We start from the raw sequence: 13,745 nt of genomic DNA, 5'->3' as shown, positions 1-13,745 counted from the left end.
AAGCCGGTAATTCAGGGGTCGCCCAAATAATGGAGCGACAACATGGCACCCCGCACCACAACCCAAGTCACCCACCGCAAGATCGCCAAGCCCACCGATCCCGATGCCGATGTCCTCAGCGTCAGCGAGTTCTGCCGCAAGAACAACATCAGCCTGCAGACCTTCTACAAATTCATCAAGGATATGCCGGAGACGTTCACCATTGGAACGCGCCGGTTGATTTCGCGCGAAGCCGCTGCGCGCTGGCGCGCAGAGCGTGAGGCCAAAGCCAAGGGCAAGGTTCGCGAGACCGCAAGCAAGGCCGCGAGCGCCGCCGCCACCTGACACGCGAACACGACATCAGCCCCGGCGCATTCCGTGCCGAGGCCAAGCGCGCGGAGGACGCGATGGACCGATCATTCGCTGGTGATCGTGGAATTTCCGAAGCCATCGACGCGCTGTACCGCGCCAGCGCCGCTCCGCGCGACCATGAGCGCCTGATCAATCTCGTACAGGTGCAGGTGCGGCATGCATACTCGCTCGGCTATCGCGCAGGAAAACGAAAGTGCCGCAACGAGCCCGACGATGCGAACCAGACTGAAAACGAAAACGCCGCTGCCGGGTAGAGCAACGGCGCTTTGCTTTGTGCTTCGCCGATCAGCCGATGCCAGAGCATCAACCGGCGCAATTCCGCGCCGGTCAACACGAAGGAGCATGTGCAATGACGAGTAAGACAAGGCCACGCGACCTCACGCATCGCACTGAACGAGACATCCGTAACTATGCGCTGCACCTTGCCTTGATGGTGCGCAAGCGCGGCAGCGTGCTGGCCTTGTACGAACGATACGACCCGAAGCGGAAGATCGGCGAGTACCGCACATGGGCCGCCGTCGAGCGGGCGATAGTGCGATACGGTCGCGAGTGGCTGCGTGACCGACCGACGCGCCAACTCAAGGATGAAGCGGAGGCCGTGCATACGGCAGACACCGTCGATGGTGCCGCGCTCGCCGCCATCGACACAGAACTGCGACTGCGGAAAGCAGCAGCCCGCGCCAAGCGCGAAGCCGCCAGCGCCTGAAGCGACAGCGCCAGCCGAAGCAACTCGGCTGGCGTTCGCATTTTGATGGGGTGCATCGTCTCGCCGTGGAACAGCGATCACGGTGTATCCCGATTTCGGGATTGCATCAATGCCGATCACCAGCATCAACCAGCCGATTGATCCAGCCGACGCGATGGCGCGGGCGCTGGGAGATGCGCCATGAGCGGCGATCCGAATGATTTCAACCGGCTGCGCGCACAGTTCTCGCGGCGGGCTAACGCGCGGGAAGTTCCGGCGCTGGCATCGAAGCTCTGCTGGTGGGTCGCCTACGGACACATGGACACCAAACGCCGCAGCGCATTCGTCACCCAAAAGACGCTGGCGGGCGATCTTGGCGGCGTTACCGTCCGATCAGTTCAACGCATGATCGACGTTCTGAAGCCGCTGGGCTTGAACGTCGCGCCGGGGCATGGGCCGGACAAGGCAAGCACCTATTGGATCGGCGAGGCCAACACGACATCCATGTCGCCTATTGAAGCCGACAACACGACATCCATGTCGCCTATTCAGTCCGGCCAAGGCGACACACAAGGCGACATTGGTGTCGGCTCAAGGCGACATTTCAGGCGTCAAAAGGCGACACTGGTGTCGCGCCATATAAAGAACTCTAAGAAGATATCTAAGAAGGTCTCTAAGGAAGAGCGCGGCCCTGCCGCGCGCTCTGCCGATGCCGATAGAGAGAGTGCTACCAGCAGCACCTCCATTACCGCGACAGGAACCGAGGCACCGAATGAGCGCGCTGAAGCGCTCATCGGCACTGTTCCCGAGCCAGAGCAACAACCACCTTCCATCGCGTCAAAAACTATAGGTCGCCCTGCTGCGAACGGCGCGAACGCCGGACGGTCACGCGATCAAGCCTACGCCGCGCTTTGGGCCGCCTATCCGAACCACGTTTCCGAGAATGACAGCAGGAAGCTGTTCGATCAGCTTCTCGATGAGGGCATCGATCCCGACATGCTCATTGCGGGAGCTGCCGAATACGCCGAGCGCTGCCAAGGCAAACCGCCGGAGCAGATCAGGTTGCTCTGCTACTGGCTCCGGGTCCGATGCTGGGAAGATGAAAACCGCCACTGGTCGCGAGCGAGGTGATGACATGACGACGCCCTACAGCCGCGCCACCAGCACCAAGGCCCGCGAAGATGTCACCATGATGCTGCGCCGCTTCGGTTGCGAACAGATCGGCTTTATGGATGACTTCGCCGATCACTCGGTGCTGCTGGCGTTCACGCATCGCGGACGGCAAGTGCAGCTTCGCGCATCGGCCAAGGGCTGGGCCGCGCTGCATCTGAAAGCAAACCCGTGGTCGCGCTCGCGCAAGCTTTCGCAGGCGCAATGGGAGCGGGCCGCGCTCGATCAGGGCATGATCGCGGTCAACTCGATCCTGCGCGATTGGACCAAGGCGCAGGTGACGGCCATCGAAACCGGCCTGATGTCGTTCGAAGCCGTGTTCGCCGTTCACATGCTGCTGCCCGATGGCAGGCCGGTGCTGGAGCGGATCGCTGCGCTGACCGGCATCGAACATCAGGGAGCATCGCCGTGAGCAACCGGGCGCAGCGCCGCAGTGACACGCGGGCATTTCGCCATCAGGTGCAGCATGGTCACATGGTAACGCACTTGGTTGACGCGAAGGCCGACCTGAGCGCCCACCCGATACTGGAGCGGATCGTTGCAGCGTGGCGTGCCGCAATCCCGCAACGCAGGCCGTTCTGCTTCGGATGCCGCGCCAACTTCGCTGACGTGCAGCCGGGCGCATATTTGTTTGCGCTACCGCCCGGCGCTGCCGACATCGCCAGCGTCAGTGTGCTGTGCGTCGAGTGCTGCGATCTGCCGCCCGAGGCGATTGAGCGCGAGGCGGTGAGCCTGTTGCGGCAACTGATCCCGAATGGCCGGTTTCTGGATCGGCGGTGACGATGAAGCCGCATCGGCCATCGACGTTCGCGAGCGCGTTCCCGGTCGGTCGCGGGCATCCGACGCCCGCTGCGATGCTGTCGCGAGACGAGCGCGACCGATATTTGATCGCGGCGGCGGACCACTACTGCGTTGGGTTGAGCGACAATGCAGCGGCGGACTATCTGCTCGCCAAGCTCGGTCTGTATCGAGCGACCGCTTGGCAGCGTGATCGCGCCGAGGCGCTGTGTCCCGCTCGACAGCGAGGCACCATCAGGGAATTTTTTTGGATGATCCTGAAGGCCCGTGATCGTCTGCCCGGCCAGCGGCTGGTGCGCGAGGTGCTGCGGGCGAGCGAGCGAGAGCGGGGGTGACGCCTGCCGCTGTTCTTTCCGCTCCGTCTTAGCGACGGCCTTGGCGGCGGCGGTGCCGGAGAGGACTGGGGAAAATTCCCCAGCCTTGCCACCAGCACCCTTGTTTTTCTTGCCTTTTGTTTTGCCGTCTGGGGAATTTTCCCCAATGTCGCTACTGATTGTTTTGTGATCGACACCCAACACCTTGGCGATCTGCCGGTTCGACCCCGCTTTGTTTTGCCAACTGCCCGCGCCATCGTGTCTCCGATCATCACCGATGACGATGGAGCAGACCACATGGCCGACCAACCGCGACGGTTCTCGATGGAGGCGAACGCTGGCAGCCTGACACCCGGCCCGATAGCGGAGGTCATCGCGCCGACGCCGCTTTCCATTGGCATGAGCCTGCAGCCATCGTTCGATGTGATCGAACTTTTGCCGCCCGCTGCCCAAGGAAAGCTCCATGCCCTGCGTGAGCATGCCGCCGATGCGCACACGGTCATACCGGCAGGCTACGACCTTCAAGCCGCGAGCGCGGAGCGTGTCGCCGATGCGAATGCGAGGAAAAGGCTAACCGACCTCCCGCCCAGCGGCTTCGGCCTCATGCTCGATGATCGTCAAGTTATCGCCGCGCAGAAGAAACTCGACCGGGCAACAGAAAATTTCGAGCGCATCCGGCTGCGCTACGAGACGAAGACGGCGGCATGGCACGCGGCATCAGCCGCGCTGGCGAACGCAGAGGCGTGGCTGAAGCACGGCAGGCCGCCCGGCGTGCAGTTGCTCGACTACGATGGGCCGGAGCCGAAACTGCTGAAGAGCGAGAACGGCTTGCTCGATGCCATCGAGAACCGGCGGCGCAGGGTTCGGGAGCTGAAGGCCGATCTGCATCGCATCCGGTCAAGCCCATTCCCGAGTGCCCACGCGAAGGCGAAGATGCGCGCGCAGGTCGAAGCACTGGCGATGCGATCCGCGCCGGAAGTCTCCCTGCTAATCGAGACCGATGGCGATTTGATCTGGCCAACGATGAGCATCAGGTCGGAGACGGTCGGTTTAGAGCAGCGCGCACTCGCATTCGCTGAAGTGCCCGACGCTTTCGCGCTTGCCGTATGGCTGCACAAAGACGCGCTGATCGCCGCGCTCGACCGCGAGATTTCCACCGAAGCCGATGATAAGGCGGCCTTGACACATGAGGCGCGCGCCAAGGCCGAAGCCGAAGTGCAAGGCGACCTGCTGGCAGTCGAGCGCGATGAAGCGGCGCTGACGTGGTCAGCCATGGAGCAACGCCTGCCGGTCGAATTTCGCAGCGACTGCAATCCGCTCGCGATCTTGCAGGTGCGGCTGGTCACGACACCGCGCGCAGACGCCTTGCCGGGCACCAGCCCGGAGCATGCTTACGATATTCGCGGCGCTGGGCGACAGCGGTGAGCCAAGGATCGTGCAGGCCGTGGGGCGCGTGCCAACTACCTCCCCGGCACTGCACGGGCGCGGGATGGGCGACCGTCCCGCGTCACCTCTATCACGAACCGCGCTGGTGGGCATCGGCTGCTCGACAGCGCGCAGGGAAACGCGGCGGGGCCTCAGGCCCGTTCGATCCGTCGCGTCAGGGCCGAGGTGTCGCGCATGGCATCTCGGCCCACCTCGCTGACCGAGGACAGGCCGTTATAGGTCAACTCGTCAACTGGTTGATGCGGCTTCGGTAAAGACCGTTTCGAGGGGGTGCAGGATCACACGATGAGGACGCGCAAAACCAGTGCCCGGCGCAAGCGGCGCTCGCCCGTGTTCAACACATGGCTGGCGATCCAGAAGCGCGGGCGGGTGTGCGAGCGCTGGCGATCATTTGGAATTTTCTATGCCGATGTCGGCAAGCAACCGTCATGGCGGCATCTGCTGATCCGCGATGACACCAGCGGCGCGTTCGAGCCGGGCAACTGCCGCTGGCAGACCGCGCGGTGGTATCTAAGCCCTCGCGCCCGATAGTTGCTATGATCGCGCGCGCACACATGGAGATGACGCATGGTCGATGATGTCCTCAGGATGCGAGCCACAGTCGTCAGCGAGCAGGCGCTGGCGAACATTCGCGCCATCGGTCGGGAGATCGGCCTTGTCGGCCAGCGCGGCGCTCCCGGCATCAAGACCATCAACACGGAATTTGCGCGGCTGGGGGCCACGGTCAAGACCGTGGGCCGCGAGCTGACATCGGCGATCCCGGCGCTGGGCGGCGTGGGACTGGGCGCGGCTGGCGTCGGCATCGCCATCGGCGCGATGACCCGCACCATGGGCGACGCGGCGAAGCGCGCGGTCGAGCTGAAGCACGCCTCCCGCGAACTTGGGATGTCGGAACGCGATCTTCGCGCGTGGCAGACGACAGCGGAGAAAGCGGGCGTCTCTGCTGAGAGCATGATGTCCGGCATCGAGGGCTTCAAGAAAACGATGGACGGTCTGAAGTACAACATCGGCGGCACCCGCGATGAATTGTACGCGATGGGCGCGGGTCCGCTGGTGGCACGGCTGCAGGCGATCCGCGATCCGGCAGAAAAGCTGCGGGAAATCTTCAGGTTCAAGGACACGCTGCTGACGCAGCCGGACGGCCAGTTCAAGGCGAAGCGCCTGTTCGACATGCTTGAGTTGGGTGGCGACAAGGCGAAGCTGTCGCTGGAGGACTACAACGCCACACTGTCCAAGACGCGCGAGCGCACCAAGGAAGAGACCGAGGCTGCGGAGAAATATCACAAGGCGTTGGTCGATCTTGGCGCGAAGTGGAACGACCTCATCATCAAGGGAGGTGTTCAGCTTTTCCCGAAGCTGACGGAGGCCATCAAATACCTCGAAACCATCTCGGGGTGGCTCGACAGGTTTGAGGAATTCAACCGTGGCCCGACAGGCAAGGGCACGCTGCTTGGGAAAATCCTGCCGGGCTATGACGGGCCGTCTACGAACCCGAGCCAAAGCCCGCGCTCCGGCTACCGACCGCCAGCATCGGACGTGCCAGCAGGCGATGCGTTCAAAAAGTTTCTAAATCCGGGTAACCCGCGCGCGGGCGGCTACAAGCGAACCTCGTTCGGCGACAGCGTCGGCGGCTTCGGCGCAAGCGATGGCCTCAGTGAGTTCAGCCACGCGGTGAAGGACGGCGTGTTCGCGGCGCTGGTCGAATTCCGGTCCTACGTTCAGGGCGGCGCGGCTGGCACCGGCATGATGAACGCATCGCTCTCGGGCGGTGGCGGCGGTGCATCGGGCTTCCGCAGCGGCGGCGGCTACAGCGTGGTGCCGGAGGGCGCTGGCGTGCCGGGAAGTCCGACAGCGAACCTGTCGCCGGGCTCTGGTGGTGCGCAGGGCAGCGATAGCAGCGGCGGTGGTGCCGTCCCGCGTGCCATGGGCAGGCTACCGGGCGGCGCTCGCGGCACCGGCATCAGCAAGGGCGGCGATGGCCCTGCAGGCCCTGCTGGCGATCAGCAAGCGGACACCGCCGACACTTCGAAGACCGGCAATGCGTTCCTGCAGTCGCAGCGCGCGCGCATCAAGGGCGAGCTGGATGCCGACCCGGAATTGCGGAAGCGGTTTGCTGCGATCATCCAGACCGAAAATCCCGGCGCGGGAACGGCGGTTGCCGAGAGCGCCATGAACCGCGCCGCGATGACCGGGCGTTCGCTGCGAAGCATCATCTCGGGCGGGCCGAAGAGTTTCTACGGTCCCGCGCGCCGTGGCCAGATCGAGCCGACGATGCGCAACATGACGGCCAAGACGTTTGGCGAACGCTCCCGGCAGATCGATGAAGCGCTGCGCGGCAGCAATATCATCCGTGGCCACACCGATCAGGGCAGCGCGGGCGACCCGAACTACATCAAGGGCGGCGTCGGCGTGAACGTCAACCGTGAGCGCTTCAACGACTGGGGCGGCCACCGGGGCGTGGAGTATTCGCGGGAGTGGCGCTTGCAGCAGCAGCGGCAGGTCAACGCGGCGGCAGCAGCGCGCCCCGGCGGCGATGTCTGGGGCGGTGGCGCGCGCCCGTTCAGCCGCATCGACAGTGCCGTGGATACCTCAGCGACCGGCGGCATGAGGGCCGAAGGCAGCGTCAATGTCGCGATCACGTCGAACGGCACGGCGGCGACGGCACGGACGAAGACGGACGGCGACCTTTGGCAGAAATCGACCGTCGAGAACTACAGGCAGATGCAGCCGACCAACGTCCCGGCTGGCCGCATCGCCGAAGGTCACGCGGCCTTCGAATGAACGCGGCGAGCCGCCGCCGTCAGTGCATGTGCAGGCGCGCGCCCTTCAGCACCTTGTCCACCGTCGCCTCGATGGGCGCGAAGAATTCCGATGCATCGCCGTACAGCGGCAGCGCGAAGCCGACCTGTGACAGCCGCGCCGCGATCAGCGCCGACAGCCCGCCTTCGCTGGTGATGTTCACGGAAGACAGCTTCCGCAGCACTTGGTCGCTGACCTGATCCAGCGTCTCGGCAATGCGGGTGATGGCATCCGCCGCCGCCATCAGCCGCGCATCGCTGGCCGCTACCGCCTCGATCTCGCGCGCGGACGCGAACAGCACCAGCATTGCGCCAAGCGCGTTGCGCTCGACCTCGATCATGGCGGACTGCTCGGCATCGGTCATGCGGCGCAGGGTATCACACCGCCGACGCGATCAGGCCCGCAACATTGGCGGGGACAATGAATTCCAGCCGAAATCTTGGTTAGACTGCACGCGCCAACGGTGGCTGAAAGTTGAAGCTCGGGCGTCGTCCGGGCTTCAACCGGAGCAAGCCGCCAATGCGAACCACCAAGCCCTTCACCGTCATCCAGAACGGCAAGCCGCTGTTCACCGTCCACGCCTATTCGCTCGATCAGGCGCGGGCCATCGTCGCGGCCAAGGTCACGGGCGAGACCATCGTCGTCGCCGTCTCGCTAAACCCGGCGGTTTCCGCCGCCTTTAACGGAGCGAGCCGATGATCCCCGACACCAAGAACGGCCTTCCCGCAATGGCCTGCGTCTCAGCGATGCAGAAGGGCATCCGTCGCGGCCTTGAGCGCGAAGCGATGGAGTTCGCTTGCGAGCTGATCCACACCTCGAAAGCGTTTCACTCGATGGTCTGCAACCGCCTCGAAGTCATTTGCCACGAAGACCTCGACACGCTGGCAGCCCCGCACGTCTTCCCGTTCGTCGCCGCATCGCTCGCGGCATCACGGGACCGCTACAGCAAGTCCATCGGTGAAGCCCGCCTGATGGTCGGCAACTGCATCAGGATCATGTGCCGGTCGCCGAAGTCACGCGCGGGCTGCCACTTCGCGGCGGCCATCGGTCTACGGTCAATGCTTGAGAACTTCGCGCCGACGATACCCGACTACGCGCTCGACATGCACACGATGAATGGCAGGGCGATGGGGCGCGGCTTGCAGCACTTTCGCGATGAAGGCGCGCGGCTGGTGCCGCCGCCGACAGAGCCGGACGCCTACGAGGCCGACGCCTACCGGCTTTGGGCGATCAAGCAGCAGGGCAAGTAGCCAAGGCTCCTATTCCGTGACATTATTTGGCGTCACGGAACAGGAGCGAGCCTCAAATGCCGAGACCTCCGCTTGGCGAAAAAGCCATGACCGATGCAGAGCGCCAGCGGAAGCGACGCGAGCGCCAGCGGGAAGATCGAGAGGCCGCGCTGGCGGCTGGCAGCATATCGGACGACCCTCGACTGGCGAAGGCGTTCAGGGAGAACGAGCGGCTGCGCCAACGTCTCAGAATGTTCGAAGGGGCGGCGATGGCGGGCAAGCGGCTCGACCTCAAGCTTGGTGACATGTTGCGTCAACTCAGCGAGGCAACCGCAGCGGCGGACGGCGTCAGCTTCAATGCAATCAGCAAGATCGCAAAGGCCCTGCATCCTGATTACAGGCCGAGCGATGCCGAGCGAGAGGAAGCGTTCAAGGCGTTCAGCCAAATCATGGGTAAGACACGACGCCGTTAGGCGCTGACCGCCGCCGCCGGTCGCGCCTGCGTCAGCACCGGCAGCGGGCGCTTGGCGCGCGCGGCTTCCGAGATGTCCATCGCATCATGCCGCGCGACGATCCCGCGCCAGCGATCACTCAGCTTGCAGACCGCCCGCTTCGGATAGCGCTGCACGTCGAGCAAGCCGAGCGCGTTCAATTCGTCCAGACCGGGCACGATGATCCTGATCGAACCGACGACGCGAAACTGATCCGCGTAGATCACGGCGCTGCCGTCGCCTTGGCGCGCGATCTCCTGCTCGATGAACAGCAGCAGGCGGCGCGACGACGCGCGCAGCACTTCATAGGCCGGGCTTTGCAGTCGATCCATGATGGTCTCCTTTCGGGTTTTTGAGCCCCCGTCCGACCTCGTATGCCTTCTGGCCTTGAAAGCACGAAGCAATTTCCGGCCACCTCTCCGAAATCTCGGAGAGGTCATCCGACAGCGGCCACTTCTCCGAAATCTCGGAGAAGTCATCCGCCAGCAGCCACCTTGCCGAAATCTCGGCAAGGTCGTCCTCATGCATCAGCGTCGGCTTGACGATCCGGCGCATCCGTTCTGACTTTGAAAACACGAAGCAATTTCCGGCCACCTCTGGGAGATTTCCCATAGGTCGTCTGTCATAAGCATCGGCTTGGCGATCCCGCGCATCCGTTCTGACTTTGAAAGCACGACGCTATTTCCTGCACCCTATCCGAGATTTCGGAGAGGGTTTCCGACAGCAGCATCGGCTTTGGCGATCCGACGCACTACCGCACCGACCTCGACGTTGAAAGCACAAACCGATTTCCGGCCTTCTCTTGGAAATTTCCAAGAGATGAGTTCAAAAACCGCCCTCAATGCAACGTCTCGCGCTCCGGCTCGACGCCGCGCATCATCGCTGCCGCAAACCTGCGCCAGCCCCGCGAAGCCGCCGCCCTGCGGCAATCGTCGCAATGATGGTCAGACGCCGACACGTTCGCGCGCTGGCACTGCGCGCACCTCACGATGCGTTCCATTCGGAGCCTCCGCTTCGTCCTCTGCATCCGCGATCCCGTTCAGCGTCTTGGCAATCCCGACGCGCACATCGGTCACCCATCGTTCCAGCTTGCGTCTGGTTGGCAGATCGCCAACCGGCGCGCACTGCGCGGGCATCGATGACAGCGCCGACAGGACCACGCCAGCGATGGCTTCGACGCGGGCCTCATGCTCGACACCGGGGATCAGCGTGGCCTTGCGTTCGGCAACGCGAAGCTGCACCAGTTCGGCCTTCGCTTGCTGCAGCGCCACGTCAGCAGCGCCGCGAGGCGATAGCTTGCGGGCTTCCCGCAGATGTTTCAGGTAGGCCATGCGACAGGCGTCCTGATCGAAGCGACCGTCCGCGAGCTTCGTGATCACGCCCATCGCTATCAGCTTGTCGAGGTAGCTGCGCACGCAGCCCAGATGCACCGCCAGCGCGCCTGCCGACACCGGCTCGCTTGCACCCGGCTTGCGGATGTAGCGCACATAGCCCTGCACCAGATCGACCAGCCGGTACCGTCCCGGTGCCATCGGCTTGAACGCGCCGTTCCGCTGCAGCCGCTTCAGCTCGGCTGGCCCTTCCAGCAGCAGCAGCAGCATCGCCTGCTCCGCGCTCACGGTCCCGGCTTGCGGTTCGTCTGCCATCGCATTTTCCCTATTCCGGTTTGTCCACTTGGACAAACCGGCGTCTTACCCGCGCGGGTAAGACGAGGCCATTTCATCGACCCAAATCGGACGCATGTGTCCGATCTGCCTGCATGGTCCGCCTTCCGCTTGCGACCCGTCGCCAATCTGCCGGGCTTCTTCTCGGCGACATCGGAAGGCCGGTGCCAGTTGTATAGCAAGCCATACAACCATGCCGCCGATCCCCGCGCCGTGGCAAGCGCCCGCCACCACGAAGTGCCTGAGTTGTAATATATTTAAGGCAGGCGGTCGCGCGGTCCCCGCAGTTCCTCACGCCCTCCAGAGGACCCTGCGACGATGATGAGGGGTAAACCGCCCGGCAAGCAAAAGCCGGGCAGTTTCGCCAGCGCTCGCGCATCAGACTGATAGTCGCACCGCATCACCATCAGTCGCGACGGCAGGCACCGCCAGCACCACCGCGTCACCATCGCGTCACCATCGCCAGCGCTCGCGCAGACCGCAGTCTTCCCGACATCGGGAAACCTTGTCAGAGACTAAACAAGGTTCAGCACCGCCATCACGCGCGACCGGCAACGGCCCGTATCGACAGCGGACGGCATCGCGGCATCACCGCCGCGACATCATTCCGCGCTCCGCCCTTCTCGTTGCCGCTGAATGACATAGGATCGGTGCGAGAAGAGGCCGTCATAGTCGCGGAAACGCAGGGCCAACCGCCAAACATCGGCAACATCGACCATCCCAAACACCTCTTTGGGAATTTTAGCGCGAGTTAACCCTCTGATCCCGACATTTCCGAACTCTAAGCCTAAGAGGCTTGGGTACCACTCGTCATGGACCAAGCGGTTGCGAGCGGCTTTGTCGGTCCAGAACATATCGACCCCCTCAACCAATTCTTCGAGGTCGTACCCGTCGATCCCGAGCGAGCGGATCAAGGACAAAACCTGATCCTTCGCATCTTGAGCTTTCAGGACGGCGACCGCCTTCAATTCGTCATCGCCGAGCATTTCCGACACCAGCTCCAGCAAGCTCGCCTCGCACAATGCGAAGGTAATCACCAAGTTGCCGAGCGCCCGCACGAACGGACGAAAGTGTTCATCGACAAGATCGGGCTGGTCGTCATCGGTGTTTGTGCATGTCGTCAACGCAGCGGTTCTCCAAGATACAGCGACAGCGGCGCATCCTGCACAATCGAACAGGCATCTTCCCGGTTGATCTTGGTCCGCACCATCGTCACGGCCTTTGCCGCACGGTCGAAAGTCAGCGTTTGGCGAATGCACACGTCTGGCAACGCCTCAGCGACCACGCTCTGGTCATCAACCTTCGTGATGCGGAATGACTTGCTGTACATCGAAAGCAGCGGCCCGCCGCTCAGCGACATCACATCGGCTTGCTGCAGATCACAGTTCTTTTCAGCCGCATCGCAGACAATGCGAACGGCATTGACCTTGTTGGCCAAGTCGCCACCTCGCCAACTGCCGCTCGCGCTGAGGTAAGGGTACTGCCGGTCGGCAAGCTTGTCGTTGAAGTTGAAGTTTGTGCTGGCGCGAGCGTCTTGCTCGGTAAGGCCGCGCCCGTACCAGCCCGCGCTGCCACCGATCACGATCCCCAAGAGCAACCACAGTGCAGGCTTCATTTTCCATCCCCCTGTGACAGCGTAGACCGGGTTCGACGGCGGCGGGCGCAGTGTTCGCCGGTATCCACAGTCTCGGCGGACGCGAGCGGGTCACCACGGCGCGCCCTTACAGCCATCACGCCATCGCCAGCGCTCGCCGCGAACGGAGCGTCGCGATGCTCCAGCAGCGAGACTGACCCATTGATAAGCGGAACCGATTTAAACGGTCGTACAGCGGCCCGACGCGGCAGGGGCTCCAGACACCGGGCACCAGCGCCCGCGCTCACAGGCGGCCACGCGCCGCGATCCGCCGGGCCATCGGCTTGAACCCCATGCATCAGGGCTCGAATTCTCGCCGGGACACGCGCAGGACACGCGCCCGGAGCGTTTTCCACAACTTATTCAAAACACAGCGATATTTCGGCAACAGGGAGCTAAGTCGTTCACCCTACAAGGGCGCGGCGCCCGCGATCACTGACCTGATGGGCCGCCAGATCCAGGTGATGTTCACCACGGTGGCAAGCTGCGCGTCGCTGGTCGAGGCCGGGCAGCTGCGTGCGATCGGAGTCACTTCGGCCGAGCGTTCGGCCTCGTTCCCGCAATTGCCGACGGTCTCGGAAGCCGGCGTATCCGGCTACGCCGCGGAATCCTGGTACGGCCTTTACGCACCTGCAAACACGCCGCCTGAGATCATCGACCGCCTGAACAAATCCGCCGCCAAGGCCGTGCAGGCGGAGGCCTTCAAGAGGCTCAGCGTCAATGAGGGCCTCGTGATGGTGGCCCAGCCGCCGGCCGAGCTCGACCGTTACTTTGCCGGCGAAGAGGCGCGCTGGCGCAAAGTGATCAAGGACGCCGGCATCAAGGCCGAATAGGCGGCATGCGCCAGATGACGATCACGTCTTTTTGCGTCGCATTGCCGTAACCGTGATTCTAGACGCAACGCACGGGTTCCTGGATCGTTGAGATTCAACGGAACTTCCCGCCTTATTCCGTGCGTTAAAGAGTAGGCCATGTGGATTCTGTTGCTGCTGCCGTTCATCGGCTTGCTGTGGGTGCCGTTCTATAATTTCCTCGAGCCGTCGCTGTTCGGCTTTCCCTTCTTCTACTGGTACCAGCTCGCCTGGGTGCCGATCTCCTCGCTGTTGATCTGGCTGGTCTATCGCAGCCGCCGGCCCGACGCCGACGAGACGCGGTGAGGGGACGG

21 protein-coding genes are annotated in these 13,745 nt (G+C 63.6%); 15 read left to right on the top strand and 6 right to left on the bottom strand.

Features of this window, described 5'->3' with window-relative positions; all coding sequences use genetic code 11:
* The first annotated feature begins 42 nt into the window (after positions 1–42).
* From K359_RS0110580 to K359_RS0110530, 10 genes are all read left to right on the top strand, one after another.
* Positions 43–324 carry a hypothetical protein gene (locus K359_RS0110580; RefSeq protein ID WP_063618920.1) on the top strand — a complete coding sequence of 94 codons (282 nt, stop codon included), beginning with the start codon at positions 43–45 and terminating at the stop codon, positions 322–324.
* A 62-nt stretch (positions 325–386) separates the two neighbouring features.
* Complete coding sequence (locus tag K359_RS0110575; RefSeq protein ID WP_029079315.1) at positions 387–605, top strand: hypothetical protein; 219 nt, start codon at positions 387–389, stop codon at positions 603–605.
* Positions 606–700: 95 nt separating this feature from the next.
* Positions 701–1,057 carry a hypothetical protein gene (locus K359_RS0110570; protein WP_156928439.1) on the top strand — a complete coding sequence of 119 codons (357 nt, stop codon included), beginning with the start codon at positions 701–703 and terminating at the stop codon, positions 1,055–1,057.
* 180 nt (positions 1,058–1,237) lie between these two features.
* Positions 1,238–2,167 carry a hypothetical protein gene (locus K359_RS0110560; RefSeq protein ID WP_029079313.1) on the top strand — a complete coding sequence of 310 codons (930 nt, stop codon included), beginning with the start codon at positions 1,238–1,240 and terminating at the stop codon, positions 2,165–2,167.
* Positions 2,168–2,171: 4 nt separating this feature from the next.
* The gene (locus tag K359_RS0110555) at positions 2,172–2,618 is read left to right on the top strand and encodes a hypothetical protein (protein WP_029079312.1); all 447 of its coding nucleotides are present in this window, start codon (positions 2,172–2,174) and stop codon (positions 2,616–2,618) included.
* Complete coding sequence (locus K359_RS0110550) at positions 2,615–2,986, top strand: hypothetical protein (RefSeq protein WP_029079311.1); 372 nt, start codon at positions 2,615–2,617, stop codon at positions 2,984–2,986. The genes K359_RS0110555 and K359_RS0110550 overlap by 4 nt, the downstream gene beginning before the upstream one ends.
* A 2-nt stretch (positions 2,987–2,988) precedes the next feature.
* Positions 2,989–3,339, top strand: a complete 351-nt coding sequence (locus tag K359_RS0110545; RefSeq protein WP_035976414.1) for a hypothetical protein — start codon at positions 2,989–2,991, stop codon at positions 3,337–3,339.
* A 165-nt stretch (positions 3,340–3,504) separates the two neighbouring features.
* Complete coding sequence (locus tag K359_RS0110540) at positions 3,505–4,743, top strand: hypothetical protein (RefSeq protein ID WP_156928438.1); 1,239 nt, start codon at positions 3,505–3,507, stop codon at positions 4,741–4,743.
* A gap of 306 nt (positions 4,744–5,049) precedes the next feature.
* Complete coding sequence (locus K359_RS0110535) at positions 5,050–5,295, top strand: hypothetical protein (protein WP_029079308.1); 246 nt, start codon at positions 5,050–5,052, stop codon at positions 5,293–5,295.
* 36 nt (positions 5,296–5,331) lie between these two features.
* The gene (locus K359_RS0110530; RefSeq protein ID WP_029079307.1) at positions 5,332–7,545 is read left to right on the top strand and encodes a hypothetical protein; all 2,214 of its coding nucleotides are present in this window, start codon (positions 5,332–5,334) and stop codon (positions 7,543–7,545) included.
* 19 nt (positions 7,546–7,564) lie between these two features.
* On the opposite strand, the gene K359_RS0110525 is transcribed toward K359_RS0110530, so the two are convergent.
* The gene (locus K359_RS0110525; protein WP_029079306.1) at positions 7,565–7,927 is read right to left on the bottom strand and encodes a hypothetical protein; all 363 of its coding nucleotides are present in this window, start codon (positions 7,925–7,927) and stop codon (positions 7,565–7,567) included.
* Between the two features lie 155 nt (positions 7,928–8,082).
* Here K359_RS0110525 and K359_RS0110520 point away from each other — a divergent pair, with 155 nt between their 5' ends.
* The 3 genes from K359_RS0110520 to K359_RS0110510 all read left to right on the top strand — a co-directional run bounded on the left by K359_RS0110520 (position 8,083) and on the right by K359_RS0110510 (position 9,265).
* Complete coding sequence (locus K359_RS0110520) at positions 8,083–8,262, top strand: hypothetical protein (protein WP_156928437.1); 180 nt, start codon at positions 8,083–8,085, stop codon at positions 8,260–8,262.
* The gene (locus K359_RS0110515; RefSeq protein WP_029079304.1) at positions 8,259–8,813 is read left to right on the top strand and encodes a hypothetical protein; all 555 of its coding nucleotides are present in this window, start codon (positions 8,259–8,261) and stop codon (positions 8,811–8,813) included. The genes K359_RS0110520 and K359_RS0110515 overlap by 4 nt, the downstream gene beginning before the upstream one ends.
* An 86-nt stretch (positions 8,814–8,899) precedes the next feature.
* Positions 8,900–9,265: a hypothetical protein gene (locus tag K359_RS0110510; protein ID WP_035976412.1), complete on the top strand. Its 366-nt coding sequence runs from the start codon at positions 8,900–8,902 to the stop codon at positions 9,263–9,265.
* On the opposite strand, the gene K359_RS0110505 is transcribed toward K359_RS0110510, so the two are convergent.
* The 5 genes from K359_RS0110505 to K359_RS0110485 all read right to left on the bottom strand — a co-directional run bounded on the left by K359_RS0110505 (position 9,262) and on the right by K359_RS0110485 (position 12,562).
* Positions 9,262–9,615 carry a hypothetical protein gene (locus K359_RS0110505; RefSeq protein WP_156928436.1) on the bottom strand — a complete coding sequence of 118 codons (354 nt, stop codon included), beginning with the start codon at positions 9,613–9,615 and terminating at the stop codon, positions 9,262–9,264. The two genes, K359_RS0110510 and K359_RS0110505, sit on opposite strands and share 4 nt — an antisense overlap.
* A complete protein-coding gene (locus K359_RS0110500) occupies positions 9,587–9,895 on the bottom strand; it encodes a hypothetical protein (protein WP_156928435.1) in 309 nt (102 codons plus the stop codon). Before K359_RS0110500 ends, K359_RS0110505 begins: the two co-directional genes overlap by 29 nt.
* 332 nt (positions 9,896–10,227) lie before the next feature.
* Positions 10,228–10,884 carry a hypothetical protein gene (locus K359_RS0110495; protein ID WP_156928434.1) on the bottom strand — a complete coding sequence of 219 codons (657 nt, stop codon included), beginning with the start codon at positions 10,882–10,884 and terminating at the stop codon, positions 10,228–10,230.
* A 665-nt stretch (positions 10,885–11,549) separates the two neighbouring features.
* A complete protein-coding gene (locus K359_RS0110490) occupies positions 11,550–12,071 on the bottom strand; it encodes a hypothetical protein (RefSeq protein WP_029079299.1) in 522 nt (173 codons plus the stop codon).
* Positions 12,068–12,562 carry a hypothetical protein gene (locus K359_RS0110485; RefSeq protein WP_029079298.1) on the bottom strand — a complete coding sequence of 165 codons (495 nt, stop codon included), beginning with the start codon at positions 12,560–12,562 and terminating at the stop codon, positions 12,068–12,070. Before K359_RS0110485 ends, K359_RS0110490 begins: the two co-directional genes overlap by 4 nt.
* Before the next feature lie 311 nt (positions 12,563–12,873).
* On the opposite strand from K359_RS0110485, the gene K359_RS51645 reads away from it, so the two are divergent.
* Positions 12,874–13,413 (top strand): tripartite tricarboxylate transporter substrate binding protein, encoded by a 540-nt coding sequence (locus K359_RS51645; RefSeq protein ID WP_256375145.1) that lies wholly within the window; start codon positions 12,874–12,876, stop codon positions 13,411–13,413.
* 138 nt (positions 13,414–13,551) lie between these two features.
* On the top strand, positions 13,552–13,737 hold the full coding sequence (locus K359_RS0110475) for a DUF3311 domain-containing protein (protein WP_029079297.1): 186 nt from the start codon (positions 13,552–13,554) through the stop codon (positions 13,735–13,737).
* Positions 13,738–13,745 lie beyond the last annotated feature (8 nt).

This window comes from Bradyrhizobium sp. th-b2 (assembly GCF_000426785.1).
GTDB classification, from domain to species: domain Bacteria; phylum Pseudomonadota; class Alphaproteobacteria; order Rhizobiales; family Xanthobacteraceae; genus Bradyrhizobium; species Bradyrhizobium septentrionale.
The sequence above is the reverse complement of the archived record's forward strand: the minus strand, read 5'-3'. Positions and strand labels throughout refer to the sequence as shown.

What these genes read in the sequence shown, in the direction of transcription:
- K359_RS0110580 (WP_063618920.1), top strand. Translation starts at nt 43, where the DNA reads ATGGCACCCCGCACCACAACCCAAGTCACCCACCGCAAGATCGCCAAG.
- K359_RS0110575 (WP_029079315.1), top strand. Translation starts at nt 387, where the DNA reads ATGGACCGATCATTCGCTGGTGATCGTGGAATTTCCGAAGCCATCGAC.
- K359_RS0110570 (WP_156928439.1), top strand. Translation starts at nt 701, where the DNA reads ATGACGAGTAAGACAAGGCCACGCGACCTCACGCATCGCACTGAACGA.
- K359_RS0110560 (WP_029079313.1), top strand. Translation starts at nt 1,238, where the DNA reads ATGAGCGGCGATCCGAATGATTTCAACCGGCTGCGCGCACAGTTCTCG.
- K359_RS0110555 (WP_029079312.1), top strand. Translation starts at nt 2,172, where the DNA reads ATGACGACGCCCTACAGCCGCGCCACCAGCACCAAGGCCCGCGAAGAT.
- K359_RS0110545 (WP_035976414.1), top strand. Translation starts at nt 2,989, where the DNA reads ATGAAGCCGCATCGGCCATCGACGTTCGCGAGCGCGTTCCCGGTCGGT.
- K359_RS0110535 (WP_029079308.1), top strand. Translation starts at nt 5,050, where the DNA reads ATGAGGACGCGCAAAACCAGTGCCCGGCGCAAGCGGCGCTCGCCCGTG.
- K359_RS0110530 (WP_029079307.1), top strand. Translation starts at nt 5,332, where the DNA reads ATGGTCGATGATGTCCTCAGGATGCGAGCCACAGTCGTCAGCGAGCAG.
- K359_RS0110525 (WP_029079306.1), bottom strand. Translation starts at nt 7,927, where the DNA reads ATGACCGATGCCGAGCAGTCCGCCATGATCGAGGTCGAGCGCAACGCG.
- K359_RS0110520 (WP_156928437.1), top strand. Translation starts at nt 8,083, where the DNA reads ATGCGAACCACCAAGCCCTTCACCGTCATCCAGAACGGCAAGCCGCTG.
- K359_RS0110515 (WP_029079304.1), top strand. Translation starts at nt 8,259, where the DNA reads ATGATCCCCGACACCAAGAACGGCCTTCCCGCAATGGCCTGCGTCTCA.
- K359_RS0110510 (WP_035976412.1), top strand. Translation starts at nt 8,900, where the DNA reads ATGACCGATGCAGAGCGCCAGCGGAAGCGACGCGAGCGCCAGCGGGAA.
- K359_RS0110505 (WP_156928436.1), bottom strand. Translation starts at nt 9,615, where the DNA reads ATGGATCGACTGCAAAGCCCGGCCTATGAAGTGCTGCGCGCGTCGTCG.
- K359_RS0110500 (WP_156928435.1), bottom strand. Translation starts at nt 9,895, where the DNA reads ATGGGAAATCTCCCAGAGGTGGCCGGAAATTGCTTCGTGTTTTCAAAG.
- K359_RS0110495 (WP_156928434.1), bottom strand. Translation starts at nt 10,884, where the DNA reads ATGCTGCTGCTGCTGCTGGAAGGGCCAGCCGAGCTGAAGCGGCTGCAG.
- K359_RS0110485 (WP_029079298.1), bottom strand. Translation starts at nt 12,562, where the DNA reads ATGAAGCCTGCACTGTGGTTGCTCTTGGGGATCGTGATCGGTGGCAGC.
- K359_RS51645 (WP_256375145.1), top strand. Translation starts at nt 12,874, where the DNA reads ATGCATCAGGGCTCGAATTCTCGCCGGGACACGCGCAGGACACGCGCC.
- K359_RS0110475 (WP_029079297.1), top strand. Translation starts at nt 13,552, where the DNA reads ATGTGGATTCTGTTGCTGCTGCCGTTCATCGGCTTGCTGTGGGTGCCG.